Source organism: Streptomyces sp. NPDC048639 (genome assembly GCF_043199075.1).
Lineage (GTDB): Bacteria > Actinomycetota > Actinomycetes > Streptomycetales > Streptomycetaceae > Streptomyces.
Window position 1 is genome coordinate 227,250 of the sequence record NZ_JBICVP010000008.1, and the last position, 23,114, is coordinate 250,363.

At 71.4% G+C, this 23,114-nt stretch carries 23 protein-coding genes; 6 read left to right on the forward strand and 17 right to left on the reverse strand.

What is annotated here, in order from left to right; all coding sequences use genetic code 11:
* Positions 1-73: 73 nt before the first annotated feature.
* The 6 genes from ACGFNH_RS22835 to ACGFNH_RS22860 all read right to left on the reverse strand — a co-directional run bounded on the left by ACGFNH_RS22835 (position 74) and on the right by ACGFNH_RS22860 (position 6,709).
* Positions 74-1,591 (reverse strand): NAD(P)H-hydrate dehydratase, encoded by a 1,518-nt coding sequence (locus tag ACGFNH_RS22835; RefSeq protein ID WP_393656502.1) that lies wholly within the window; start codon positions 1,589-1,591, stop codon positions 74-76.
* A gap of 155 nt (positions 1,592-1,746) precedes the next feature.
* Positions 1,747-2,115, reverse strand: coding sequence for a holo-ACP synthase (locus ACGFNH_RS22840; protein WP_393656504.1), 369 nt, complete (start codon positions 2,113-2,115; stop codon positions 1,747-1,749).
* 76 nt (positions 2,116-2,191) lie between these two features.
* Entirely contained in the window at positions 2,192-4,039 is a 1,848-nt protein-coding gene (glmS, locus tag ACGFNH_RS22845; RefSeq protein WP_393656506.1) for a glutamine--fructose-6-phosphate transaminase (isomerizing), read from the reverse strand.
* Positions 4,040-4,074: 35 nt separating this feature from the next.
* Complete coding sequence (locus ACGFNH_RS22850) at positions 4,075-4,347, reverse strand: hypothetical protein (RefSeq protein ID WP_393656508.1); 273 nt, start codon at positions 4,345-4,347, stop codon at positions 4,075-4,077.
* Positions 4,348-4,901: 554 nt separating this feature from the next.
* Positions 4,902-5,711, reverse strand: a complete 810-nt coding sequence (locus ACGFNH_RS22855; protein WP_393656510.1) for an ABC transporter permease — start codon at positions 5,709-5,711, stop codon at positions 4,902-4,904.
* A complete protein-coding gene (locus ACGFNH_RS22860) occupies positions 5,708-6,709 on the reverse strand; it encodes an ATP-binding cassette domain-containing protein (protein WP_393656512.1) in 1,002 nt (333 codons plus the stop codon). Before ACGFNH_RS22860 ends, ACGFNH_RS22855 begins: the two co-directional genes overlap by 4 nt.
* Positions 6,710-6,878: 169 nt before the next feature.
* Here ACGFNH_RS22860 and coaA point away from each other — a divergent pair, with 169 nt between their 5' ends.
* Both coaA and ACGFNH_RS22870 read left to right on the forward strand, forming a co-directional pair.
* The gene (gene coaA, locus ACGFNH_RS22865) at positions 6,879-7,898 is read left to right on the forward strand and encodes a type I pantothenate kinase (protein WP_393656881.1); all 1,020 of its coding nucleotides are present in this window, start codon (positions 6,879-6,881) and stop codon (positions 7,896-7,898) included.
* Between the two features lie 22 nt (positions 7,899-7,920).
* Positions 7,921-8,865: a DUF389 domain-containing protein gene (locus ACGFNH_RS22870; RefSeq protein ID WP_393656514.1), complete on the forward strand. Its 945-nt coding sequence runs from the start codon at positions 7,921-7,923 to the stop codon at positions 8,863-8,865.
* 156 nt (positions 8,866-9,021) lie between these two features.
* Here ACGFNH_RS22870 and ACGFNH_RS22875 read toward each other — a convergent pair whose 3' ends face one another.
* The 5 genes from ACGFNH_RS22875 to ACGFNH_RS22895 form a co-directional block, all read right to left on the reverse strand.
* Positions 9,022-9,828, reverse strand: coding sequence for a cellulose binding domain-containing protein (locus ACGFNH_RS22875; RefSeq protein ID WP_393656516.1), 807 nt, complete (start codon positions 9,826-9,828; stop codon positions 9,022-9,024).
* Between the two features lie 619 nt (positions 9,829-10,447).
* Positions 10,448-11,806 (reverse strand): phosphoglucosamine mutase, encoded by a 1,359-nt coding sequence (glmM, locus tag ACGFNH_RS22880; RefSeq protein WP_393656518.1) that lies wholly within the window; start codon positions 11,804-11,806, stop codon positions 10,448-10,450.
* A 136-nt stretch (positions 11,807-11,942) separates the two neighbouring features.
* Positions 11,943-12,443: a 30S ribosomal protein S9 gene (gene rpsI, locus ACGFNH_RS22885; RefSeq protein ID WP_393656520.1), complete on the reverse strand. Its 501-nt coding sequence runs from the start codon at positions 12,441-12,443 to the stop codon at positions 11,943-11,945.
* A gap of 40 nt (positions 12,444-12,483) precedes the next feature.
* Complete coding sequence (gene rplM / locus ACGFNH_RS22890; RefSeq protein WP_393656522.1) at positions 12,484-12,927, reverse strand: 50S ribosomal protein L13; 444 nt, start codon at positions 12,925-12,927, stop codon at positions 12,484-12,486.
* Between the two features lie 309 nt (positions 12,928-13,236).
* On the reverse strand, positions 13,237-14,856 hold the full coding sequence (locus ACGFNH_RS22895) for an ABC-F family ATP-binding cassette domain-containing protein (RefSeq protein WP_393656524.1): 1,620 nt from the start codon (positions 14,854-14,856) through the stop codon (positions 13,237-13,239).
* 65 nt (positions 14,857-14,921) lie between these two features.
* Between ACGFNH_RS22895 and ACGFNH_RS22900 the strand changes: the two genes are divergently transcribed.
* From ACGFNH_RS22900 to ACGFNH_RS22915, 4 genes are all read left to right on the forward strand, one after another.
* On the forward strand, positions 14,922-15,761 hold the full coding sequence (locus ACGFNH_RS22900; RefSeq protein ID WP_393656526.1) for a hypothetical protein: 840 nt from the start codon (positions 14,922-14,924) through the stop codon (positions 15,759-15,761).
* A gap of 187 nt (positions 15,762-15,948) precedes the next feature.
* Positions 15,949-17,835, forward strand: a complete 1,887-nt coding sequence (locus tag ACGFNH_RS22905) for a hypothetical protein (RefSeq protein WP_393656528.1) — start codon at positions 15,949-15,951, stop codon at positions 17,833-17,835.
* A gap of 188 nt (positions 17,836-18,023) precedes the next feature.
* On the forward strand, positions 18,024-18,275 hold the full coding sequence (locus ACGFNH_RS22910) for a DUF6400 family protein (protein ID WP_393656530.1): 252 nt from the start codon (positions 18,024-18,026) through the stop codon (positions 18,273-18,275).
* Positions 18,262-18,468, forward strand: coding sequence for a hypothetical protein (locus tag ACGFNH_RS22915; RefSeq protein ID WP_393656531.1), 207 nt, complete (start codon positions 18,262-18,264; stop codon positions 18,466-18,468). Before ACGFNH_RS22910 ends, ACGFNH_RS22915 begins: the two co-directional genes overlap by 14 nt.
* An 80-nt stretch (positions 18,469-18,548) precedes the next feature.
* Here the strand turns inward: ACGFNH_RS22915 and truA are convergent, their stop codons facing one another.
* From truA to rpsM, 6 genes are all read right to left on the reverse strand, one after another.
* Positions 18,549-19,412 carry a tRNA pseudouridine(38-40) synthase TruA gene (gene truA / locus ACGFNH_RS22920; RefSeq protein ID WP_393656533.1) on the reverse strand — a complete coding sequence of 288 codons (864 nt, stop codon included), beginning with the start codon at positions 19,410-19,412 and terminating at the stop codon, positions 18,549-18,551.
* Between the two features lie 140 nt (positions 19,413-19,552).
* Positions 19,553-20,080, reverse strand: a complete 528-nt coding sequence (gene rplQ / locus ACGFNH_RS22925) for a 50S ribosomal protein L17 (protein WP_393656535.1) — start codon at positions 20,078-20,080, stop codon at positions 19,553-19,555.
* A 226-nt stretch (positions 20,081-20,306) separates the two neighbouring features.
* Entirely contained in the window at positions 20,307-21,329 is a 1,023-nt protein-coding gene (locus ACGFNH_RS22930; protein ID WP_360853578.1) for a DNA-directed RNA polymerase subunit alpha, read from the reverse strand.
* Between the two features lie 126 nt (positions 21,330-21,455).
* The gene (rpsD, locus tag ACGFNH_RS22935; protein WP_393656538.1) at positions 21,456-22,082 is read right to left on the reverse strand and encodes a 30S ribosomal protein S4; all 627 of its coding nucleotides are present in this window, start codon (positions 22,080-22,082) and stop codon (positions 21,456-21,458) included.
* 28 nt (positions 22,083-22,110) lie between these two features.
* Positions 22,111-22,515 (reverse strand): 30S ribosomal protein S11, encoded by a 405-nt coding sequence (rpsK, locus tag ACGFNH_RS22940; protein WP_009715860.1) that lies wholly within the window; start codon positions 22,513-22,515, stop codon positions 22,111-22,113.
* A 69-nt stretch (positions 22,516-22,584) separates the two neighbouring features.
* On the reverse strand, positions 22,585-22,965 hold the full coding sequence (gene rpsM / locus ACGFNH_RS22945) for a 30S ribosomal protein S13 (protein ID WP_393656540.1): 381 nt from the start codon (positions 22,963-22,965) through the stop codon (positions 22,585-22,587).
* Positions 22,966-23,114 lie beyond the last annotated feature (149 nt).

Here is a 23,114-nt window from a genome sequence, read left to right on the forward strand (position 1 = left end):
GTGTGGTCCTAGTTCTTCCAGTAGACCTTGTTCCAGCCCACTCGGGTCGGATAGCCCGGCATGCCGCAGAGGATCATGCCGTCGCGGCGATGTCCCGCCATGCCGGGGCGAGGGCCTCGGCCACGTCCGAGGCGCCGATGGGGCCGCCCTCGCGGCCCGCGGCGAGACGGCCGGCCAGCCCGTGCACATACGCCGCGGCCGACGCCGCGTCCCGAGCCCCCAGCCCGGAGGCGAGAAACGCACCGGCCAGCCCCGACAGCACGTCGCCGCTGCCGGCCGTGGCCAGCCAGCCGGTCCCGGTCGGGTTGGCCCGCACCGGTTCGCCGGAGGGGTCGGCAACCAGCGTCGTCGAGCCCTTGAGCAGCGCCGTCGCCCCGTACTGCGATGCGAGCCGCCGTACGGCTGCCAGCCGCGCCGTCTCGACCTCCTCCCGCGCGACGCCGAGCAGTGCCGCCGCCTCGCCGGCGTGCGGGGTGAGCACGGTGGGGGCACGGCGCGCGCGGACGCGTTCGCGGTCGAGCAGACGCAGCCCGTCGGCGTCGACGAGCACGGGCACGTCGGAAGCGATGACGTCGTCCAGGGACTGCTGGGCGTCCGAACCGTCGCCCAGACCCGGGCCGACGATCCACGCCTGTACCCGGCCCGCCTTCGCGGGCGGCCCGGCGTGGACGAGCGTCTCGGGGAAGCGGGCGATGACCGCGTCCGCGGCCGGGCCGACGTACCGTACGGCGCCGGCGCCGCCGCGCAGTGCGCCCGACACCGCGAGCACGGCAGCGCCCGGGTAGCGCGCGGAGCCCGCCACGACACCGATCACCCCGCGCCGGTACTTGTCGCTCTCGGCCGTGGGCACCGGCAACATCCGGGCGACGTCCGCGTGCTGCAGGGCCTCCACATCGGGTGCGCCCGGCAGGAACGGACCGAGGCCGATGTCGACGAGGCGCAGGGCACCGGTCCGCATCGCCGCGGGATCGATGAGCAGTCCGGGCTTGTACGCGCCGAAGGTGACGGTCGCGTCGGCGTGCACGGCGGGGCCCTCGACCTCGCCGGAGTCGGCGTTCACGCCGCTGGGCAGATCGACGGCGACGATGGCGGCACCCGATGCGCGCGCGGCGTCGGCGAGCCGTGCGGCGTCGGGGCGGAGTCCACCGCGCCCGCCGATGCCGACGATTCCGTCGAGGACGAGGTCGGCGCGGGCGAGGACGCGTTCGTCGTCCCCGCCGTCCTTGGCACCGTCGCCCTTGTCCGCACCGTCGTTGTCCCCGTCGCCCTTCCCGGCCGCGGGGAGCGCGCGGCCGCCGGCGGCGCGCAGCGCGGCGAGGCCGGCGGGGTGGGTGCGGTCGGGAGCGAGGAGGACGGCGGTGACACCGGCTCCGCGGCGCGCGAGGCGGGCACCGGCGTAGAGGGCGTCGCCGCCGTTGTCGCCGCTGCCGACGAGGAGCACGACGCGGGCGCCGTATACGCGCCCGAGCAGATCGGCACAGGCGGCGGCCAGCCCGGCAGCGGCGCGCTGCATGAGCGCCCCTTCGGGCAGCCGCGCCATCAACTCCCGCTCGGCGCCCCGTACGGTCTCCACGCTGTAGGCAGTCCTCATGCCCCCAGTCTTCCCAAGACCCGGACGCGGCGCGCGATCTCGGCACGATCTTCTCCGGGCACGGCGCACCGGCACGACGCACCAGCGCTGCGCCTGGGACCGCGAGCCGGCCGGGCCGTTGCCCGCTGAGAGCTCCCGGTGCCGTCGACGGCCGGTCAGCCCTCGGCGATGACCACCGCGGACGCCACTCCCGCGTCGTGGCTGAGCGAGACGTGCCAGTCGCGGACGCCCAGTTCGCAGGCGCGAGCCTCGATCGTGCCGGTGACGCGCAGCCGCGGGCGGCCGCTGTCCTCCGTGACGATCTCGGCGTCCGTCCAGTGGAGTCCGGTGGGTGCGCCGAGCGCCTTGGCCAGGGCCTCCTTGGCCGCGAACCGCGCCGCCAAGGAGGCGACCCCGCGGCGCTCGCCACTGGGCAGCCACAGTTCCGCTTCGGCGAAGAGACGCCGCGCGAGACCGGGCGTACGCTCCAGTGCCGCCTCGAAGCGGTCGATCTCGGCCACGTCGATGCCGACCCCGATGATCACGCCCGCCCCGATCCGGTGTCCGGTCCGGTCACTGATCCCGCCACCTGTGCGGTCACCGAGTCCTCCACCGATCCGGTCACTCGACCGTGACGGACTTGGCGAGGTTGCGCGGCTGATCGACCTCGTTGCCGCGGGCCGTGGCCAGTTCGCAGGCGAAGACCTGCAACGGCACGGTGGCGACCAGCGGCTGGAGCAGCGTCGGGGTGGCCGGGATGCGGATGAGGTGGTCTGCGTACGGCACGACCGTCTCGTCCCCCTCCTCCGCGATCACGATCGTGCGGGCGCCCCGGGCCCGGATCTCCTGGATGTTGGAGACGATCTTGTCGTGCAGGACGGAGCGTCCCCGCGGCGACGGTACGACCACGACCACCGGCAGGTCGTCCTCGATGAGCGCGATCGGCCCGTGCTTCAACTCACCCGCCGCGAAGCCCTCGGCGTGCATGTACGCCAGCTCCTTGAGCTTGAGCGCGCCCTCCAGCGCCACGGGGTACCCCACGTGCCGCCCGAGGAAGAGCACCGTGTTCTTCTTCGCCAGCGTCCGCGCCAGCTCCCGTACGGGCTCCATCGTGCCGAGCACCTGCTCGACCTGCGTGCCGATCTCCGACAGGTCGCGGATCATGGACCGGACCTCGTCGCCCCACTTCGTACCGCGCACCTGGCCCAGGTAGAGGGCGACCAGGTAGCAGGCCACGAGCTGGGTGAGGAAGGCCTTGGTCGACGCGACGGCGACCTCGGGGCCGGCGTGCGTGTAGAGGACGGCGTCCGACTCCCGGGGAATCGTCGAGCCGTTGGTGTTGCAGATGGCCAGCACCTTCGCGCCCTGCTCGCGCGCGTGGCGCAGCGCCATCAGCGTGTCCATGGTCTCGCCGGACTGAGAGATGGCGATCACGAGCGTCCGCGGGTCGAGGATCGGGTCCCGGTACCGGAACTCGCTCGCCAGCTCGGTCTCGCAGGGGATCCGTGTCCAGTGCTCGATCGCGTACTTGGCGATCATGCCCGCGTGGAACGCCGTTCCGCACGCCACGATGACGACCTTGTCGACCTCGCGCAGGACGGAGTCGGGGATGCGGACCTCGTCGAGCGAGAGCGAGCCGGCCGCGTCGATCCGGCCGAGGAGCGTGTCGGCGACGGCCTTGGGCTGCTCGGCGATCTCCTTGAGCATGAAGTAGTCGTAGCCGCCCTTCTCGGCGGCGGAGGCGTCCCAGTCGACGTGGAACTCGCGCACCTCGGCGGGCGCGCCGTCGAAGTCGGTGACGGTGACGCCGTCGCGGCGGAGCTCCACGACCTGGTCCTGGCCGAGCTCGATCGCCTCGCGGGTGTGCGCGATGAACGCGGCCACGTCGGACGCGAGGAAGGACTCGCCGTCGCCGACGCCCACGACGAGCGGCGAGTTGCGGCGGGCCCCGACGACGACGTCCGGCTCGTCCGCGCTGGCGGCGACGAGCGTGAACGCGCCCTCGAGCTGCCGGCAGACCTGCCGCATCGCATCGGCCAGGTCGCCGCAGGAGGAGAAGGACTCGGCGAGCAGATGCGCGACGACCTCGGTGTCCGTCTCGGAGGTGAGCTCGTGGCCGCGGTCGGTCAGCTCGGCGCGCAGGGCGGCGAAGTTCTCGATGATGCCGTTGTGGACGACGGCGACGCGGCCGGCGTTGTCCAGATGCGGATGGGCGTTGACGTCGTTGGGGGCACCGTGGGTGGCCCACCGGGTGTGGCCGATGCCGGTGTTGCCGCTCGGCAGCGGCCTGTCGGCCAGCTCCTTCTCCAGATTGGCGAGCTTGCCCGCCTTCTTCGCGGCAGCGAGCCCGCCGTCGGCGAGCACAGCGACCCCCGCCGAGTCATAGCCCCGGTACTCCAGCCGCTTGAGACCGGCGATCACGACATCGAGGGCGGACTGCCCTCCCACATAGCCAACGATTCCGCACATGGCGGCAGCCTACGTCGCGTGCATCCCCGGTTCGTTCACCGGCCACGCTCCATCCGCTCGATGGCCTCCCTGAGCAGGGCGATGTACTCCACTTCCTCGCAACGGGGCTTGCTGCCGGGCTCGTAGAGGTCGAGGGAGTCGTCGAGATCCTCCCGAACGTCCTCGTCCGGCAGTTCGGCCGCCAGATCGCTCTGGATCAGACCGGCGAAGTCACGCTGGGCGAGGCGGGCGGCAGTGGCGCGCTCCGCTCGCCGGCGCCGGAGATCCCGCAGACGCGCGGGCATATGTGTCGGGATGTATACGGACATCGGCCCCCCAGGGATGACGTCGTCGGCTTTCCCCCGCGGCGACCGTAGCGGCCAATCACGTCCCGGGTACAGACGTTTCGCGAACCAGCTCCCGGAACCGCAGCATTCAGGCGGAGCGCCGGGCGCACCGGGCTCCTCACACCACGGGGTGCGTACGCCGGAGGCGCTCGGGCCGGGCGCCCGGGCGCCCGGCCCCACGACCGGTGCGGGCCCCACGCCGCACGGCACTCGGGCACGGTCCGGAACGGGCGCGGCCGGCATCCGGACCCCCGCCCGATACTCGGCCCGCCTCGGCACCCGGATCCGACACCCGATACACGGCCACCCGGATCCGGCCTCCGGCCTACAGGCGCCGGGATCCGGCACCCGGCACCCGGCACCCGGCACCCGGCCTCAGCGAACCCGTGACCGGCCCGGTCTCGGCGGCACCCGTAGCCCGGCCCCCGGTGTCAGGGGCATCTGGATCCCGGCGCCGTCCTCAGGGCGCCCGACCTCAGAGCGCCCGGCCTCAGAGCGTCCGGCCTCAGAGCGTCCGGCCTCAGAGCGTCCGGCGCTCAGACCCTCGCCCGGTACGCCCGCATCGCCAGCGGAAGGAACACGGCGGCTATCCCGGCCGCCCAGACCAGCGACCACAGCACGGGCCCCGCCACCTCACCACCGACCAGCAGGCCGCGGAAGGCATCCGAAAGGTGGGTCACGGGGTTCACGTCGACCCACGCCTGGAGCCAGCCAGGCATCGTGTCGACCCGGACGAACGCACTGCTGGTGAAGGTGATCGGGAAGATCAGCACAAACGTGAAGACCTGAACCTTCTCCGGGTCGCCCGCGAGCATGCCGACGAGCACCGCGCTCCAGGACACCGCCGCGGCGAAGACGACCAACAGCAGCAGGGCCGCGAAGAACCCGTCGACACCACCGGTGACCCGGAAGCCGAGCACCATGCCCAGCGCGATCATCAGCAGCATCGCCCACACCTGCTTGGCCAGGTCGGCGGTGATCCGGCCGAACAGGGGCGCGGAGCGTGCTATCGGCAGGCTGCGGAGCCGGTCGAAGACGCCCTTGGTCAGGTCGGAGTTGAGCGCCATGGCCGTGTACATGCTCATGAACAGCGTGTTCTGCACGATGATCCCGGCGAGCGCGTACTGCAGGTACTCCTTGGGCGAACCGGCCATCTGGCCGCCGAAGACGAACGTGAACAGGAACACGAACATGATCGGCGTGACGCTGTAGTCGACCAGTTCGAGCGGGTTGTGCTTGACCGACACCAGGCTCCGCCACGCCATCGTGGCCGTCTGCCGCAGCCCGGCGCCGAGCCGCACCCGCCCGCTCTTGGTCAGCGGTGGGGTGAACGTCGCGGCGGTCATGACGGGCTCCCCACCTTCTCGAACGCGTCCTCGCCCGCGGCGGGATCCTCGCCCTCTCGCGTCTCCGGTTCGGCGCGGTGGCCGGTCAGCGCCAGGAAGACCTCGTCGAGCGAGGAGCGGCGCAGCGCCAGCTCCCCCACCGCGATCCCCGCCTGGTCGAGCCGGCGTACGACGGCGGGCATCAGCGCGGGATCGTTCACCGGAGCGGTGATCGCATCGCCCTCGATCTGGGTCTGCGGGCCGGCTTCCTCGGCTATCAGTGCGTGGGCCCTGGCCAGATCGGGTGCGTGGACCGGCTGGAGCTGTAGCACCTGGCCTCCGACCTGGGACTTCAGCTCGTCGGGCGTACCTTTGGCGATCACCCGGCCCTTGTCGATGACCACGATGTCGTCCGCGAGCTGATCCGCCTCGTTCAGATACTGGGTCGTGAGCAGGGCCGTGACGCCCTCGGCGACCAGGCCGCGCAGCATCTCCCACAGCTCACCGCGGCTGTGCGGGTCGAGCCCGGTGGTGGGCTCGTCGAGGAACAGGATCTGCGGCCTGCCGACCAGGCTCGCCGCCAGGTCCAGGCGCCGCCGCATACCGCCGGAGTACGTCTTGGTCGCCCGACCGGCGGCGTCGCTGAGCTGGAAGCGCTCCAGTAGCTCGGCCGAGCGCACGCGCGCGTCACGGCGCGGCATGCCCAGCAGGCGGCCGATCATCAGCAGATTCTCGGTGCCGGTGAGATTCTCGTCGACCGCCGCGTACTGCCCGGTCAGCCCGACGACGGAGCGGACCAGGCCGGCCTCCCTCACCACGTCGTGGCCGGCGACCGTGGCCCTCCCGCCGTCGGGCCGCAGCAAAGTGGCGAAGATCCGGACCGCGGTGGTCTTTCCCGCACCGTTGGGCCCCAGCATCCCGAGCACGGTGCCCGTGCGCGCGGCCAGATCCACACCGGCCAGCGCATGGGTCTCCTTGAATCGTTTGACCAGGCCCTCCGCCTGGATCGCGTACGTCATGGAAGTTCCCCTTGCCTCTGCGGACGTCCGCCTCGGGCGCATGTCTCCCACAACTGTGACGCACACCACTGACATTCCGCGCGCCCTGTGGGCAACCACCCCGGACCTCCCGCGCACACCCGCCGGCGTGAGCGACACCACGCCCCGCCCCGGCCTCCGAGCCCCGACAATGAGGGACGTGACGATCACCTCACCGACGGCAGCAGCAGCACCGCGCAGCCCCGAACGGCGACGGCCCGAGACCAGCCCGTACCTGGACCTCACCCGCGCCGAGTGGAGCGCCCTGCGCGAGAAGACCCCGCTGCCCCTGACCGCCGAGGAGGTCGAGCGGCTGCGCGGGCTCGGCGACGTGATCGACCTCGACGAGGTGCGTGACGTCTACCTCCCGCTCTCCCGGCTGCTCAACCTCTACGTCGGCGCCACCAGCAACCTCCGCGGCGCGCTCAACACCTTCCTCGGCGAGGCGGGCAACGGCCACGGCGCCCAGCCCGGCACGCCCTTCGTCATCGGCGTCGCGGGCAGCGTCGCCGTCGGCAAGTCGACGACCGCGCGCCTCCTCCAGGCCCTGCTCGCCCGCTGGCCCGAGCACCCTCGCGTGGAGCTGATCACCACCGACGGATTCCTGCTCCCCAACGCCGAGTTGCACCGCCGCGGCCTGATGTCCCGCAAGGGCTTCCCCGAGTCCTACGACCGCCGCGCACTCACCCGCTTCGTGGCCGATGTGAAGTCCGGCAAGGACGAGGTGACGGCGCCCGTCTACTCGCACCTGATCTACGACATCGTGCCCGGGGAGCGCATGACCGTGCGCCGCCCCGACATCCTCATCGTCGAGGGCCTCAACGTCCTGCAGCCCGCCCTGCCCGGCAAGGACGGCCGTACGCGCCTCGGCCTCGCCGACTTCTTCGACTTCAGCGTCTATGTGCACGCCCGCGCCGAGGACATCGAGCGGTGGTACCTCGGCCGCTTCCGCAAGCTGCGCGCGACCGCGTTCCAGAACCCCCACTCGTACTTCCGCAAGTACACGCAGGTCACCGAGGACGAGGCCCTGGACTACGCACGCATGATCTGGCGCACCGTCAACCGGGCGAATCTGGAACAGAACGTCGCCCCGACGCGGGGCCGGGCGAACCTCGTGCTGCGCAAGGGCCCCGACCACAAGGTCCAGCGTCTGTCCCTGCGGAAACTCTGACTATGGGGGAAGGAGCGGGGCCGTGCTGCATCTCCGCCTGATCGTGCCCGCCGACCGCACCGAGGACGTGCTGGCACGCATCGAGGACAACATCGGCACCACGCATGTGGCGTTGCTGCCGGGAGCCGCCCGCGATCCCGCCGGTGACGTCGTCATGTGCGACGTCGCCCGGGAGGCCGCGGACGGACTGCTCGCCGAACTGCGCGAGTTGGGCCTGGAGGACGAGGGCGCCATCGCCGTCGAGAACATCGACCTGTCGCTCTCCAAGCGCGCGGACCGGGCGGAGGACGACGCTCCGGGCGAGGGCGCGGACGCCGTCCTGTGGGAGCACCTGGCCGAATCCACGCACGAGGAGTCGACGCTCTCGGTCACCTACCTGGCATTCCTCAGCCTGGCCACGATGATCGCCGCCTGCGGTGTGGTGCTGGACAACGCGATCCTGATCGTCGGTGCGATGGCCGTCGGCCCGGAGTTCGGTCCGCTCGCGGGCATCTGCACCGCCCTGGTGCAGCGCGCCCCGCGGCTGGCCTGGCGCTCGCTGCTGGCCCTGCTCGTCGGCTTCGCCGTCGCCATGGCACTGACCGCCGGATTCAGCGAGATGATGGACGCGTTCGGGCTCTTCCACACCTCCGACGTCACCGCCGAACGCCCGAACACCGACTTCATCTGGCAGCCGGACCTCTTCTCCTTCGTCGTGGCCGTCCTCGCGGGCATCGCGGGGACGCTGTCGCTCACCTCGGCGAAGTCCGGTGCGCTGGTGGGCGTGGCGATCTCGGTGACCACCGTCCCGGCCGCGGCGAACGCCGCCGTGGCGCTGAGCTACGGCGAGTTCGCGCAGGCCCGTGGCTCGTCCGAGCAACTCCTGCTGAATCTCGGGGGGATCGTGGTCGCGGGCACGCTCACGCTCCTGGCCCAGAAGCTGTTCTGGGCGAGGCAGCGCGAGCGCACGACGAAGTCGGCGGCCTAGCCGACGGCCGCACCCGGCGCCGCTCGTCGCGCGTCCGCCGTCATACGTCCAGTCGTCATACGTCCGGTCGTCACGCGTCCGCCGTCATACGTCCGGTCGTCACGCGTCCGCCGTCATACGTCCGGTCGTCACGCGTCCGCCGTCACGCCTCCCGCGTCACTCCGCCCAGCAGCTCAGGAGCGGCGCCGGGGTTCCGCTGCCGGTGGCCTCGAAGCCGAACGTGGTCTCGCCGGTCGCGGTGACCAGACCGTGCGTGTCGTCGTTGGCCGCGGTGATGTTGCGGCCGGACTGCCTGAAGCCGGCGTTCCAGCTGTCGACGACCTTCTGGTCACCGGGCCATGTCCAGCCGACCGTCCACCCGTGGATCGTCGCTCCGGACGTGTTGATGACCCTGATCGTGGCGGTGAAGTGCTCCCACTGGCTGTCCACCTGCCAGGAGGCGCGGCAGCCGCGGTCGCCCCGCTGCGGCCCCGCGCCGGCGCCCCCGCCTCCCCTGTACGTGGGCTCCGGGGAGCGGCTGGGCTGGGCGGGCCGGGACGCCGAACCGGACGGTTTCCCGGGGGACTTCGACGGGCGGTCCGGCGACGGGCTCTCCTTCCGGGGCGGTGAGTCGCCGGGGCTGGGCTTCACCGGGGCGGAGTCGCTGGGCTCCGGCGGCACCACGGGCGCCCGCGGCGCGGGCGGTTCCGCCTCGTGGCGCGCGACCCCGAACGGCCACACACCGGCCTGATGGGCGATGACCGCCGCGAGGACGAGGACGAGTCCGGCCGCGGTACCGCCCGCGAACGCGGCGCGAAGCCCTCCGCGCCCGCCCTCCGCGATCGAGCCGCGGAGTCTGCGGAGCGCCTGCCACCCGGGGGGCACGTCGCGCCGGGACCGGCTGCCGCCGGAAGGGACTTCGTCCCCGGGCTTGGTCAGGTTGTCGAGCAGGGACCGGGTGAGCGTGACGGGTGCCTCGACCATACGGGCGGGGAGGCGGGCATAGGGGCGTACGAGGGCAGGTTGGGCGGGGGCGTCGTGCGACCGGGCTGGGGAGCCGGTCCGGTGCAGGGCGTCGTGGGCTGGGTCGGCGTCTTCCCTACGCAAAAGGCTCTCTCTGCGCGCTTGGAGCTTGACGAGGAACCGTCATCCTAGGGCGGGTGGCCGGATCCGCACTCGAAGAAACCACCAGTTACCAGCCGGTTCGCGGAGCGGGCGAAGAAGGGACGGAATCCTCCACTCCACCGCCACACGCCCGTTGGCCCGGCGTGACGCGGACGACACCTCCGCCTCACCCACCCGCCCCGTTGCCCGGGACCCGAACAGCCGCCTCGTAGCGGCGCGTTCATGCCCGTCGCCGTCCTGGCCCGCGGAACCGGCGGACGGGACCCGGCCACGCCGGCCCGATGCCGAACGCCAACGCCGGGCGCCCCGAGCCGACAGCCGACAGCGGACAGCGGACAGCGGACAGCGCAAGAACGCCGAACGCCCGAAGCCGAACCCCCCTCAGAGGGCCCAGCCCGGACGCCCGGCGCGATCGGGTGCGGGTGCGGGTGCGGGTGCGGGTGGCAGAACCGTACCGGCTCCGCCGCCAACGCTTCGCTCAGCCCAGTGCGGACTTCACCACGTCCGCCAGCCGTCCGGCCACCGAGCGCGCCTGCTCGATGTCCGCGGCCTCGACCATGACCCGTACGAGCGGCTCGGTGCCGGAGGACCGCAGCAGGACCCGGCCGGTGGAGCCCAGTTCACGTTCGGCCTCGGCCACCGCGGCCGCCAGCTCCGGGGACGTGGCGACACGGGACTTGTCGACGTCCGGGACGTTGATCAGCACCTGGGGCAGCCGGTCCATGACGGACACCAGCTCGGCGAGGCTGCGGCCGGTGTCCGCCACCCGCGCCGCCAGCATCAGGCCGGTCAGGGTGCCATCGCCGGTCGTGGCGTGGTCGAGGATGATCACGTGGCCGGACTGCTCGCCGCCCAGCGCATAGCCCTCGTTCTTCATCGACTCCAGCACGTAGCGGTCGCCGACCGCCGTCCGCACCATCGCGATGCCCTCGCGCTCCATGGCCAGTTTGAAGCCGAGGTTCGACATGACGGTGGCGACGACGGTGTTCTTGCGCAGGCCGTCCGCCTCGCGCAGCGCGAGGGCGAGGACCGCGAGAATCTGGTCGCCGTCGATGTCGTTGCCCTGCGCGTCCACCGCCAGGCAGCGGTCGGCGTCACCGTCGTGCGCGATGCCCAGATCGGCGCCGTGCTCGATGACCGCGGCACGGAGCTGATCCATGTGCGTGGAGCCGCAGTTGTCGTTGATGTTGAGGCCGTCGGGGTCCGCGCCGATGGTGACCACCTCGGCGCCCGCCCGCGCGAACGCCTCCGGAGAGACCCGCGAGGCCGCGCCGTGCGCCTCGTCCAGGACGACCTTCAGCCCGTCGAGCCGGTTCGGCAGGACGCCGATGAGGTGCGCGACGTAGTTGTCGAACCCCTCGTCGTACGTCCGCACGCGGCCGACGCCCTCGCCCGTCGGCCGGTCCCACGGCTCACCCGACCTGTGCTCCTCGTAGACCGACTCGATCCGGTCCTCCAGCTCGTCGGCGAGCTTGTGCCCGCCGCGCGCGAAGAACTTGACGCCGTTGTCCGGCATCGGGTTGTGGCTGGCGGACAGCATCACGCCGAGGTCGGCGCCCAGCGCGCCGGTGAGATACGCCACCGCGGGGGTGGGCAGCACACCGACGCGCAGAACGTCCACGCCCGCGCTCGCGAGGCCGGCCACGACGGCGGCCTCCAGGAACTCTCCGGAAGCGCGCGGGTCACGCCCCACCACCGCCGTCGGCCGATGGCCCTCGAACGTACCCGCCTCGGCGAGCACATGTGCCGCCGCGACCGACAGGCCGAGCGCCAGCTCTGCCGTCAGATCCGCGTTCGCGACACCGCGCACACCATCCGTGCCGAAGAGTCGTCCCACTGGTGTCCTCCGAGTTGCTGTCGAAATGAGCGGCGTATGAGCGCCTTATGTCTGTATACGCTCTCCGGCTGCCCATATACGACCGCCCCGACGGCACAATGCAGTGCCGCCGGGGCGGGCGTACGGAAACGAGCGATCAGCGCTTGCTGTACTGCGGCGCCTTGCGGGCCTTCTTCAGACCGGCCTTCTTGCGCTCGACGGCGCGGTCGTCCCGGCTCAGGAAGCCGGCCTTCTTCAGCGGGCCGCGGTTGTTGTCCACGTCCGCCTCGTTCAGCGCACGGGCAACGCCGAGGCGCAGCGCACCGGCCTGACCGGACACGCCGCCACCGTTGATGCGGGCGACGACGTCATAGCGGTCGTCGAGCTCGAGCACCTTGAAGGGCTCGTTGACTTCCTGCTGGTGCACCTTGTTGGGGAAGTACTCCTCAAGGGTGCGACCGTTGATCTTCCACTGGCCGCTGCCCGGCACGATGCGGACGCGGGCGATGGCGTTCTTGCGGCGCCCGAGCCCGGCGGCAGGCTGCGGCTCGCCGAAGCGCGACGCGAGCGACTCGGAGGTGTACTCCGACTGCTCGGGCGTCTCGGTGGTGTACTCCTCGACCTCTTCGAGCGGGGTCTCAGCGGTGGTCTCGGCCACGATGCTCCTCAGATTCTCTTCGTCTTTGGGGATGGCCGGACTACTGCGCGACCTGGGTGATCTCGAACGGGACCGGCTGCTGGGCACCGTGCGGGTGCTCGGAGCCGGCGTAGACCTTCAGCTTCGAGAGCATCTGACGGCCCAGGGTGTTCTTCGGGAGCATGCCCTTGATGGCCTTCTCGACGGCCTTCTCGGGGTTCTTGTCCAGCAGCTCGTCGTAGCGGACGGACCGCAGACCACCCGGGTAACCGGAGTGGCGGTAAGCCATCTTCTGGGTCCGCTTGTTGCCGGAGAGGTGCACCTTGTCGGCGTTGATGATGATGACGAAGTCACCAGTGTCAACGTGCGGCGCGTAAACCGGCTTGTGCTTGCCCCGGAGAAGGGTGGCGGCCTGGGTAGCCAGACGGCCCAGAACAACATCGGTGGCGTCGATGACGTGCCACTGACGCGTCACGTCGCCGGGCTTGGGGCTGTACGTACGCACGGTCGTAGCCTTCGCTTCTTCAGTGATGGGGTCTCCCCAGACCCGCAAGGGCTGAGAGGACGGGTCCTTTACAAGGCCACCCGGACGATCACGACAGCCCTGGCCGCACATCGGTGACGCATACCGAGTGCACGCCGCTGGTCATCGGCCCGGTGAACCGGCGTAACGGCCTCTCACGTGAGAACGAGCAAGCCAGTACGCATAACGAACTGGCAGAATACCGGCCCGGAGGTAGAGGGTCAAAATCGCCCCCGCGGGCCCGGTGCGGCTGCCCCCTCCAGCACCACGCCCGCACCACGCCCGCACCGCCTAGCGCGCCCGCACCACGCGCCCCTCGTCCCACACCGGTTCCGCCGCCTCCCGCACCAGACCGTCCTGGCCGAAGACGAGAAAGCGGTCGAAGGAGCGGGCGAACCAGCGGTCGTGCGTCACGGCCAGAACCGTTCCCTCGTACGCCTCCAGGCCCTGCTGGAGCGCCTCCGCGCTCTCCAGGTCCAGGTTGTCCGTGGGCTCGTCCAGGAGGAGCGCGGTCGTGCCTTCCAGCTCCAGCAGCAGGATCTGGAATCGGGCCTGCTGGCCGCCGGAGAGCCGGCCGAAGGGCTGGTCGCCCTGGCGCTCCAGCTCGTACCGGCGCAGGACCGACATGGCCCCGCCCCGGTCCTTGGCATGTTCCTTCCAGAGGATGTCCACCAGGGTGCGGCGCTCCAGCTCGGGGTGCGCATGGGTCTGCGCGAAGTGACCGGGCACGACGCGCGCGCCGAGCTTCCACTCCCCCGTGTGCCGTACGTCGTCCCCGGCGAGCAGCCGCAGGAAGTGCGACTTGCCCGAGCCGTTGGACCCCAGGACCGCGACGCGCTCGCCGTAGAAGACCTCCAGCGAGAACGGCTTCATCAGGCCGGTCAGCTCCAGGCCCTTCGCCGTGACGGCGCGGACGCCGGTGCGCCCGCCGCGCAGCCGCATGCGGATGTCCTGCTCCCGCGGCGGCTCCTGCGGCGGCCCGGCCTCCTCGAACTTCCGCAGCCGGGTCTGGGCGGCCTGGTAGCGGGAGGCGAGGCCGTCGTTGTAGGCGGCCTTGTTCTTGAGCGTGTTCACGAGCTGCTTCAGCTGCGCGTGCCGCTCGTCCCAGCGGCGGCGCAACTCCTCGAAGCGGGCGAAGCGCTCGCGCCGCGCGTCGTGGTACGTGCCGAAGCCGCCGCCGTGCACCCAGACATCGCTCCCGGCCGGGCCCGGCTCCACGCTGACGATCTTCTCCGCGGAACGGGCGAGCAGCTCCCGGTCGTGGGAGACGAAGAGCACCGTCTTCCGCGTCTCCCCCAACTGCTCCTCCAGCCACCGCTTGCCGGGCACGTCGAGGTAGTTGTCCGGCTCGTCGAGCAGCAGCACCTCGTCCGGCCCGCGCAGCAGCGCCTCCAGCACGAGCCGCTTCTGCTCGCCGCCCGAGAGCGTCCGCACCTGGCGCCACTGCGCCTTCTCGTACGGGATGCCGAGCGCGGCCGTGGTGCACATGTCCCAGACCGTCTCGGCCTCGTATCCCCGCGCCTCGGCCCAGTCGCTGAGCGCCTGCGCGTACGCCATCTGCGCGGCCTCGTCGTCCACGGTCATGATCGCCGTCTCGGCGTCGTCGACGGCCTTCGCCGCCTGCCGGACGCGGGGCTGGGCGACGGAGACGAGCAGGTCCCGTACGGTCCGCTCGTCGCGCACACTCCCCACGAACTGGGGCATCACGCCCAGACCGCCGCTTACCGTCACGGAACCGCCGTGCGGCGTCAGCTCTCCCGCCAGCAGCCGCAGCAGCGTGGTCTTCCCGGCGCCGTTCGCCCCGACCAGTGCCACGGCCGCGCCCTCGCCCACCCGGAACGAGGCGTCCGCGAGCAGAACGCGCCCGTCAGGCAGGTAGTACTCCACATGCGCCGCCTCGATATGCCCCATGCCGCGCATTGTGGGCTCCGGACCACCCGCGCACCAACCCGTTTTTCTTCCGTAGGATGCGCGCCATGAGCTTTGGGCAAGGGGGGCCTACGGGCCCGGGGGGTTCGCAGCAGGGCACACCCGACTGGGGTGCCATGGCCGACCGTACGGCGTCGCGCAAGCGCAAGCGGCGGCTGACGCTGATGATCGGGGGCGCGGCCGCGACCGCGGCGGTGGCCGTGCTCGTGGCGACCGCGGTGGTCAACGCGGGCGATTCCGACGACAGTCCGCAGTCGCTGCCGACGCCGGAGACGCTGCCCGCCGAGCCGGATCAGCCCGAGCCCACCTTCTCGGACGTCTCCGTACCACCGCCGCCGAAGCCCATCGACTTCATCTCCAACGGGAAGAAGGACAAGGCCCCGCTCAGCGCCGGCACCCTCTTCCCCGGCAAGTCCGTGACGATGAGCAGCCGTTCGTACGACCGGGGCGCCTCGGCCTCCAGCAAGAACTGCGCCTCCGGCGTCTCCGGCCGCCTCGCGTCCGCGCTCAACCGCAACGACTGCACCCGGCTGATCCGCGCGAGCTTCGAGCGCGGCGGCGTCGCGGTGACCGTCGGCGTCGCGGTGTTCGACACCGCGGCACAGGCGACGAAGGCCAAGGACCAGGCGAACGGCAACGTGCAATCGCTCGCGGGCGACGGCATTCCCACCTTCTGCCGCGCCACCGCCTGCCGCCTGACCACCAACGCCGTTGGCCGCTATGCCTACTTCACGGTCTCGGGCTTCACCTCCGGCAAGGCGGTGACCGACTCCGACACCAAGGCACGGCAGGCCGGCAAGGACATCGCCGACTACACCTTCAGCCGCATCGTGGACCGCGGCGAGGACCAGGCGTCCGCGGCGGCGACCAAGCAGACGGCGAACTGAGCCCGGACCGGCGGCGCCCCGGGACAGGCATGGCCCGGCGGCGCCCCGGACCTGGGCCAGGAAGCGCGGAGCGGGTCCGTCCGGGCCGTGGCGTACCGCGCGCACCGGGACAAACGCGCGACCGATATCGCATCGTCATCGGAACCCCCTGGTCGGGAGCGTGGCACGGATCGTTGAATGAACGACCGTGCCCTTCCTCCGCGCCCTGACCGCCTTCCCGCGCATGCTGCGCCACGGCTCGCGCGTCGGCACCGACCTGCCGCCCGACGAAGCCGTGGTCCTGGACGCCCCCGAGGCACCCCTGCGAGCCGCGATCACCGCCGCCGGCGCGGGCGACTTCGCCCAGGTCCGCGATCTGCTCGCCGGCACCCGGCTCGGCGCCGAGTGGGAGCGGCGCGACCGCTACGTCTCCACCCTGGCCGAGTTCGCCGTGCACAACCCCGGCTGGCTGGACGCCTGGCTCGCCGCGTCCCCCGAGGACCCGGACGCCGTCCTGGTCAAGGCCGGCCTCAGCATCGACCAGGCGTGGCGCGTCCGCAGCGCGGCACGCGCCGCCGAGGTGTCACCGGAGCAGTTCCGCGCCTTCTTCGCCCTCCTCGAGGACGCCGTCCCGGTCATCCGGGCCGCCGCGGACCTCAACCCGACCGACCCCGTGCCCTGGCGCATCGCCCTCACCCACGCCCGCGGCGTCCAGGCCCCGCGCGAGGTCTTCGACGCGTACTGGGAGGAAGCCGTCGAGCGCGCCCCGCACCACTACGGCTGCCACAGCACCGCGCTCCAGTACCTGAGCAAGAAGTGGTACGGCTCGCACGAGGAGATGTTCGCCTTCGCCGAGCACGCCGCCGACGCGGCCCTTCCCGGCTCCCAGTTGCACGCCCTCCCCCTCCTCGCCGCCGTCGAGTACGAGCTCGCGGCCGGCAGCACCGGGAAGTCCACCGGGGCGCGTTCGTTCGCCGAGGACCGCATCGCCGCGGCGATCGACCGCGCCCTGGAGCTCTCCTCCTGGTACGACCCGGGCGACCCGGAGGTCGCCGGCGTCCGCAACCACCTCGCCCTGATGCTGCTCCGTGCCGGCCGGTGGACCGTCGCGCTCGACGTGTTCCGGGCGATCGGCGTGCACGCCCGCAGCGCCCCTTGGGCCTGCTTCGGCGACCCGCGCAAGGAGTTCCTCGACTTCCGTACGGGCGTGCGCATGCAGGTCGCCATGCAGACGCCGTTCTTCGGCACACCGCACCCGCCCCGCACCTCCCCGCCCGACCACCCCGAGTGGGCCCCGAGGACACTCGCCATCTGCGCGGCCGCGCCGCACCAGGTCGCCCAGGCGGCCCTGATGTGCAATGCATCGCTCCGCGTCGCCCCGGCCGGGCCGTCGGCCACGTACGTGGAGCTGGCCGCCGATCCGGATGCGCCCGTGCGTGGCACGCTCCTCGGCGATGAGCCGCTCATCGCCGCCGTCGACACCCTGACCACGGGTGAGAAGTGGCCGGCGATCGTCCTCCACCGCAGCGGCGACCGGTCCGGCTTCACCGTCTTCCAGCGCGGCAGGCGCACGGCCGGACATCACTGGGATCCGGCCGCGGCGATCCCGTCCCTGGAGGACGCCTCCACGACTGCCCGGGCCCTGTCCACCGCCTTCCCCGTCGCCGACACCCGACCGCTGACGGCGCTGCTGCGCAGCTCGGACGAGGCGGCCCGCCGCCAGTCCGACCTGGTACGGGTGCTCGGCCTGCCCGCCCCGCCCACCGGGTTCGGCGAGCGCGCGGACGTCCTCGAAGGGTTCCCCGGTGCGCGGGTCATCGCCCGCCGCGGCCTGCTCACCGGCTTCCGCGAATCGGTGACGGCCAAGCCGGGCACCATGCCCGGCGAGAACGGCGCGCGGCCCGACTCGGCCCGCCTGCCGACCCGTTGGTGGGCCCTGCGCTCGATCGCGCTTCTGGTCTTCCTGCCCACCACGGTCTACGCATGGGGGTCCCCCGGCGTCGACGCCCTGCGGGCCTCACTCGCCACCTGCGCCACGCTCTACGTCGGAGGCCGTCTGCTGCGCGCCTGGCGCCGCAGGCCCCGTCGGGCCTGAGCGAAGGGGAGCGCCGCATGTACGGGTTCCGGAGCCCCGCGCGTCAGCAGAACGGAGTGCGCGTCCGCAGTCAGGGCCACCCCCGCGTACGGAGTGACGCGTATCTCCCGCTCCCGGCTTCCTCGGGCGCCTCCACGGGTGATAGGCACGGAGGCAGGTATTCCACTTCAGGAGGCGAAAGCTCACCCATGGCCCACGACAGCGCCTCCGACCCGCACATATTCGAGATCGACCTCACCCACCAGGAAGCGCGTCGCCGCGCCGAGGTTCTCGCGGCGATGGGCCCGGAGTGGGACCCGGCCGCCGTGATGGAGGCCGAGGACGAGGCCTACCGGATGCTCTACTCCGACCTCGACGAGCGCCAGCAGGAGATCCACGACCGCCTGGTGGCCGAGGGCGTTCTGCCCGCCCGTCCCGAGGACGGCCGTGCTTCCGCTTGACCCCGACGCCGACCGGGCCCGCCGGGCCTGGCTCCCCTGCCCCCGCTGCGAGGACCACCTCGACTGCGAGGCCTGCCTGGGGGGCCGTACGTGCGCGGACCACTGGCGCTACCTGCTGTCCAACCGCGGTCACGTGGTGCATCTGCAGTGCCCGGCGTGCACCCACGTCTGGTCGCAGGACACCTCGGCGTAGCCCGGCAGCGGCCTCGTCGGGGCCCGTGACACCCTCGCCGGGGCGCGTGACAGGCCCGCCGCCCACGGCGGCCCGCGGCCTCAGCAGCAGCCGGCGCCCGTCCCGGCCCCCGGCAGGGTCCGCTTGTTGCGCGCCGCCAGATTGCGCGCCGCCAGCTGATCGTCCGGCGGGTAGCCGACCTCCTCCAGCGTGAGCCCGTGCGGCCGCACCACATTCACCGCGGAGTGCCGCACCCGGCCCGCGAGGACCTCGCGCGGAAAGTCGACCGGACGGTGTCCGTCGCCGACGAGCAGCAGGGACCCGACCAGGGCGCGCACCATGTTGTGGCAGAAGGCGTCCGCCCGGACCGTCGCGACCACGAGGCCGTCGTCCGTCCGCTCCCAGTGCAGGTCGAGCAGCTTGCGGATCGTCGTCGCGCCCTCGCGCTTCTTGCAGTACGCGGCGAAGTCGTGCTCGCCGAGCAGCCGCTTGGCCGCCCGGTTCATCAGGTCCACATCGAGCGGCCAGTCGTGCCACAGCACATGCCCGCGGCGCAGCGGGTCCACCCCGCCGCGCCGGTCGCCGACCCGGTACGCGTAGCGGCGCCAGATCGCCGAGAATCGCGCGTTGAAGCCCTCGGGGGCCTCCGCGACGCTCCACACCCGTACATCGTGCGGAAGACGGCCGGCGAGCCGCCTCAGCAGCTTCTCGCGGTGCTCGGTCCACACCTCATCGGCCAGATCGACGTGCGCGACCTGGCCGCGGGCGTGCACCCCCGCGTCCGTACGCCCCGCGACCGTCAGCTCGACCGGCTCCGGCAGCCGCATCACGGTCCGCAGGGCGCTCTCCAGCTCGCCCTGGACCGTACGGCGCTCCCGCTGCCGCGCCCAGCCCGAGAAGTCCTTGCCGTCGTACGCAAGGTCCAGCCGGACCCGTACGAAGCCGGGCTCCACCTCGTCACTCACCCCACGCGTTCCTCTCCCTGCGGATCCGTGCGGACCCAAACGGAAGGGCCCGCCCCCAGCCGAAACTGGGTGCGGGCCCGTCCAACAAGCCATCGGATGGCTCAGGCATCCGGCTCACCCCGCTCGCGCGGGGGAGGGCCTCAGGCGTCCTTGGACTCCTCGGCCGGGGCCTCGGCGGCCTCGTCCTGGGCGTCGGCGGCCGGGGCCGCCTCGTCCTTCTTGAGGTCCGCGACGGCCTGGTCACCGGCAGCGTCCTTGGCGGAGCGCTTGGTGGCGGCCTCGGCCTCACCCACCGCCGCCTGCTGCACGGTCAGGGCCTCGACCAGCTCGATGACCGCCATGGGCGCGTTGTCGCCGCGGCGGTTGCCGATCTTGGTGATCCGGGTGTAGCCGCCCGGACGGTTCTCGTAGCGCGGGCCGATCTCCGTGAACAGGGTGTGGACGACACCCTTGTCGCGGACGGTCTGGAGCACCAGACGGCGGTTGTGAAGGTCGCCCTTCTTCGCCTTGGTGATCAGACGCTCGGCCACCGGACGCAGGCGACGGGCCTTGGCCTCGGTGGTCGTGATGCGGCCGTGCTCGAACAGCGCGGTGGCGAGGTTCGCCAGCATGAGCCGCTCGTGCGCAGCGCTGCCGCCCATACGGGCGCCCTTGGCGGGCTTCGGCATGGTGTTTCTCCTTGGTGTCTGCACCGGCCGTATCAGGTACCGGTGTCAGGGTCCGTACGAGCGTTTGCCCGCCGGAAGTCTTCTGTTGTCGCGGCCGGCCCGGCGCATGGGGCCCGGCCGGCACGCGACGGTCACGCGTCGACACGGCGACGGGGCGCCCGATGATCACCGGGGCGCCCCGGCCGTGGCCTCTCCTGCCGCCGAGGCCGGCGGCGGGAAGGAAGGCTCAGTACTGCTCGGTCTCCACGAAACCGGTGTCGCCCTCGTCCTCCGCGCCGAACGCGTCGGCGGCGGCGGTCGGGTCGAATCCGGGCGGGCTGTCCTTGAGCGCCAGGCCCATGCCGGCCAGCTTCGCCTTGACCTCGTCGATCGACTTCGCACCGAAGTTGCGGATGTCGAGCAGGTCGGCCTCGGAGCGGGCCACCAGCTCGCCCACCGTGTGGATGCCCTCGCGCTTGAGGCAGTTGTACGAGCGGACCGTGAGCTCGAGCTCCTCGATCGGCAGCGCGAGATCGGCGGCCAGGGCGGCGTCCGTCGGGGACGGACCCATGTCGATGCCCTCGGCGTCGATGTTGAGCTCGCGGGCCAGGCCGAACAGCTCGACCAGGGTCTTACCGGCCGACGCCATGGCGTCGCGCGGGCGCATGGCCTGCTTGGTCTCGACGTCGACGATCAGCTTGTCGAAGTCGGTGCGCTGCTCGACACGGGTCGCCTCGACCTTGTACGTGACCTTGAGCACCGGGCTGTAGATCGAGTCGACCGGGATCCGGCCGATCTCCTGGCCGAGCTGCTTGTTCTGCACCGCGGAGACGTAGCCGCGACCGCGCTCGACGGTCAGCTCCATCTCCAGCTTGCCCTTGCCGTTCAGGGTGGCGAGGACGAGGTCCGGGTTGTGGACCTCGACGCCGGCCGGCGGGGCGATGTCGGCGGCGGTGACCAGACCCGGGCCCTGCTTGCGCAGGTACATCACGACCGGCTCGTCGTGCTCCGAGGAGACGACGAGCTGCTTGATGTTGAGGATGAGGTCGGTGACGTCCTCCTTGACGCCCGGCACGGTGGTGAACTCGTGCAGAACGCCGTCGATCCGGATGCTCGTCACGGCGGCACCGGGGATCGAGGAGAGGAGCGTACGACGCAGAGAGTTGCCGAGGGTGTAGCCGAAGCCCGGCTCGAGCGGCTCGATCACGAACCGTGAGCGGAATTCGTCCACGACCTCTTCGGTCAGAGAGGGACGCTGAGCGATCAGCATGGAAATTGCCTCCAGTCTTCGGCACCCGCTATTTGATGCCGAGCCCCGGGCGGCAGCCCGAGGTCGATACTGCAAGGGTACGGGCGGTACGGCCCGAACGGGTCCGTACCGCCCGAGACCGAGCTACTACTTCGAGTAGAGCTCGACGATGAGCTGCTCCTGCACCTGCGTGTCGATCGCCTGACGCTCGGGCATGGAGTGCACGAGAATCCGCAGCTTGGACGGGATCGCCTCGATCCACGCCGGGACGGTCCTGTCACCCGCCTCGGCCTGAGCCACCTGGAACGGGGTCATGTTCCGGGAGGACTCGCGGACCTCGATGATGTCGTTCACGCTGACGCGAGCCGACGGGATGTCGGTCTTGCGGCCGTTCACGAGGATGTGTCCGTGGCGGACCAGCTGACGGGCGTGGTCGCGCGACTTGGCGAAGCCCGCGCGGTAGACCACGTTGTCGAGCCGGGTCTCCAGGATGCGCAGCAGGTTCTCACCGGTCTTGCCGGACCTGCGGTTGGCCTCGCCGTAGTAGCCACGGAACTGCTTCTCGAGGACACCGTAGATACGGGCACACTTCTGCTTCTCACGCTTCTGCAGGAGGTACTCGCTGTCCTTGGTGCGCCCGCGTCCGTGCTCACCCGGGGGGTAAGGACGGATCTCGATCGGGCACTTCGCGCTCTCGCACTTGCTCCCCTTGAGGAAGAGCTTCTGCTTTTCCCGACGGCAACGCTTGCAGTCGGCCCCGGTGTAACGCGCCATTGTTGTCTTGTCTCCTACCTCAGATGGGTCAGACGCGGCGGCGCTTGGGCGGGCGGCATCCGTTGTGCGGGGTGGGGGTGACGTCCTGGATCGAACCCACCTCGAGGCCGGTGGCCTGGAGGGAGCGGATCGCGGTCTCACGGCCGGAGCCGGGACCCTTGACGAAGACGTCGACCTTGCGCATGCCGTGCTCCTGCGCGCGGCGGGCGGCCGACTCGGCGGCCATCTGCGCGGCGAAGGGGGTGGACTTGCGCGAGCCCTTGAAGCCGACGTGGCCGGCCGAGGCCCAAGAGATCACGTTCCCGGTCGGGTCGGTGATCGAGACGATCGTGTTGTTGAACGTGCTCTTGATGTGAGCGTGCCCGTGGGCGACGTTCTTCTTCTCCTTGCGGCGCACCTTCTTGGCGCCGGCCGTACGGCTCTTCGGAGGCATTGAGTGAATCTTCTCCCGTGGAGGTGGTCGGTCCTACAGCTCGGACCGCTTGGCAGCGTCCGGTGAGGACTACTTCTTGCCCGGCTTCTTCTTGCCGGCGATCGCGCGACGCGGGCCCTTGCGGGTGCGGGCGTTGGTGTGAGTGCGCTGACCGTGGACCGGGAGGCCACGACGGTGGCGGAGACCCTGGTAGCAGCCGATCTCGACCTTGCGGCGGATGTCGGCCTGGATCTCGCGACGGAGGTCACCCTCGGTCTTGTAGTTCGCGTCCACGTACTCGCGGATCTTGACGAGGTCTTCCTCGCCCAGGTCACGCACGCGAGTGTCGGGGTTCACACCAGTGTTCTCCAGCGTCTCCTGGGCACGGGTGCGCCCGATGCCGAAGACGTAGGTGAGGGCAACCTCCACGCGCTTCTCACGCGGAAGGTCAACGCCTGCAAGGCGTGCCATTCATGGCTCCTGTTGATTGCGGAGGTCTTCCGCAGCACCGGTCCCGACCGCCGTACCAAGTACGTCCCGGGTCCCCGGCCTCCGACCGAGGGTGTCGACCCGCCTCGGGGGCGGATCGGGTGACTGCGTATGTACGTGTTGTTACGTGC

Coding starts and splice junctions, on each gene's coding strand:
- ACGFNH_RS22875 (WP_393656516.1), bottom strand. CDS start 9,828: ATGGTCGAGGCACCCGTCACGCTCACCCGGTCCCTGCTCGACAACCTG.
- ACGFNH_RS22860 (WP_393656512.1), bottom strand. CDS start 6,709: ATGACGTACGCGATCCAGGCGGAGGGCCTGGTCAAACGATTCAAGGAG.
- ACGFNH_RS22850 (WP_393656508.1), bottom strand. CDS start 4,347: ATGTCCGTATACATCCCGACACATATGCCCGCGCGTCTGCGGGATCTC.
- glmS (WP_393656506.1), bottom strand. CDS start 4,039: ATGTGCGGAATCGTTGGCTATGTGGGAGGGCAGTCCGCCCTCGATGTC.
- rpsM (WP_393656540.1), bottom strand. CDS start 22,965: ATGGCACGCCTTGCAGGCGTTGACCTTCCGCGTGAGAAGCGCGTGGAG.
- ACGFNH_RS22895 (WP_393656524.1), bottom strand. CDS start 14,856: ATGGGGCATATCGAGGCGGCGCATGTGGAGTACTACCTGCCTGACGGG.
- ACGFNH_RS22835 (WP_393656502.1), bottom strand. CDS start 1,591: ATGAGGACTGCCTACAGCGTGGAGACCGTACGGGGCGCCGAGCGGGAG.
- rpsD (WP_393656538.1), bottom strand. CDS start 22,082: ATGGCGCGTTACACCGGGGCCGACTGCAAGCGTTGCCGTCGGGAAAAG.
- rpsK (WP_009715860.1), bottom strand. CDS start 22,515: ATGCCTCCGAAGAGCCGTACGGCCGGCGCCAAGAAGGTGCGCCGCAAG.
- rplQ (WP_393656535.1), bottom strand. CDS start 20,080: ATGCCGAAGCCCGCCAAGGGCGCCCGTATGGGCGGCAGCGCTGCGCAC.
- ACGFNH_RS22855 (WP_393656510.1), bottom strand. CDS start 5,711: ATGACCGCCGCGACGTTCACCCCACCGCTGACCAAGAGCGGGCGGGTG.
- coaA (WP_393656881.1), top strand. CDS start 6,879: ATGAGGGACGTGACGATCACCTCACCGACGGCAGCAGCAGCACCGCGC.
- ACGFNH_RS22910 (WP_393656530.1), top strand. CDS start 18,024: ATGGCCCACGACAGCGCCTCCGACCCGCACATATTCGAGATCGACCTC.
- ACGFNH_RS22900 (WP_393656526.1), top strand. CDS start 14,922: ATGAGCTTTGGGCAAGGGGGGCCTACGGGCCCGGGGGGTTCGCAGCAG.
- ACGFNH_RS22930 (WP_360853578.1), bottom strand. CDS start 21,329: ATGCTGATCGCTCAGCGTCCCTCTCTGACCGAAGAGGTCGTGGACGAA.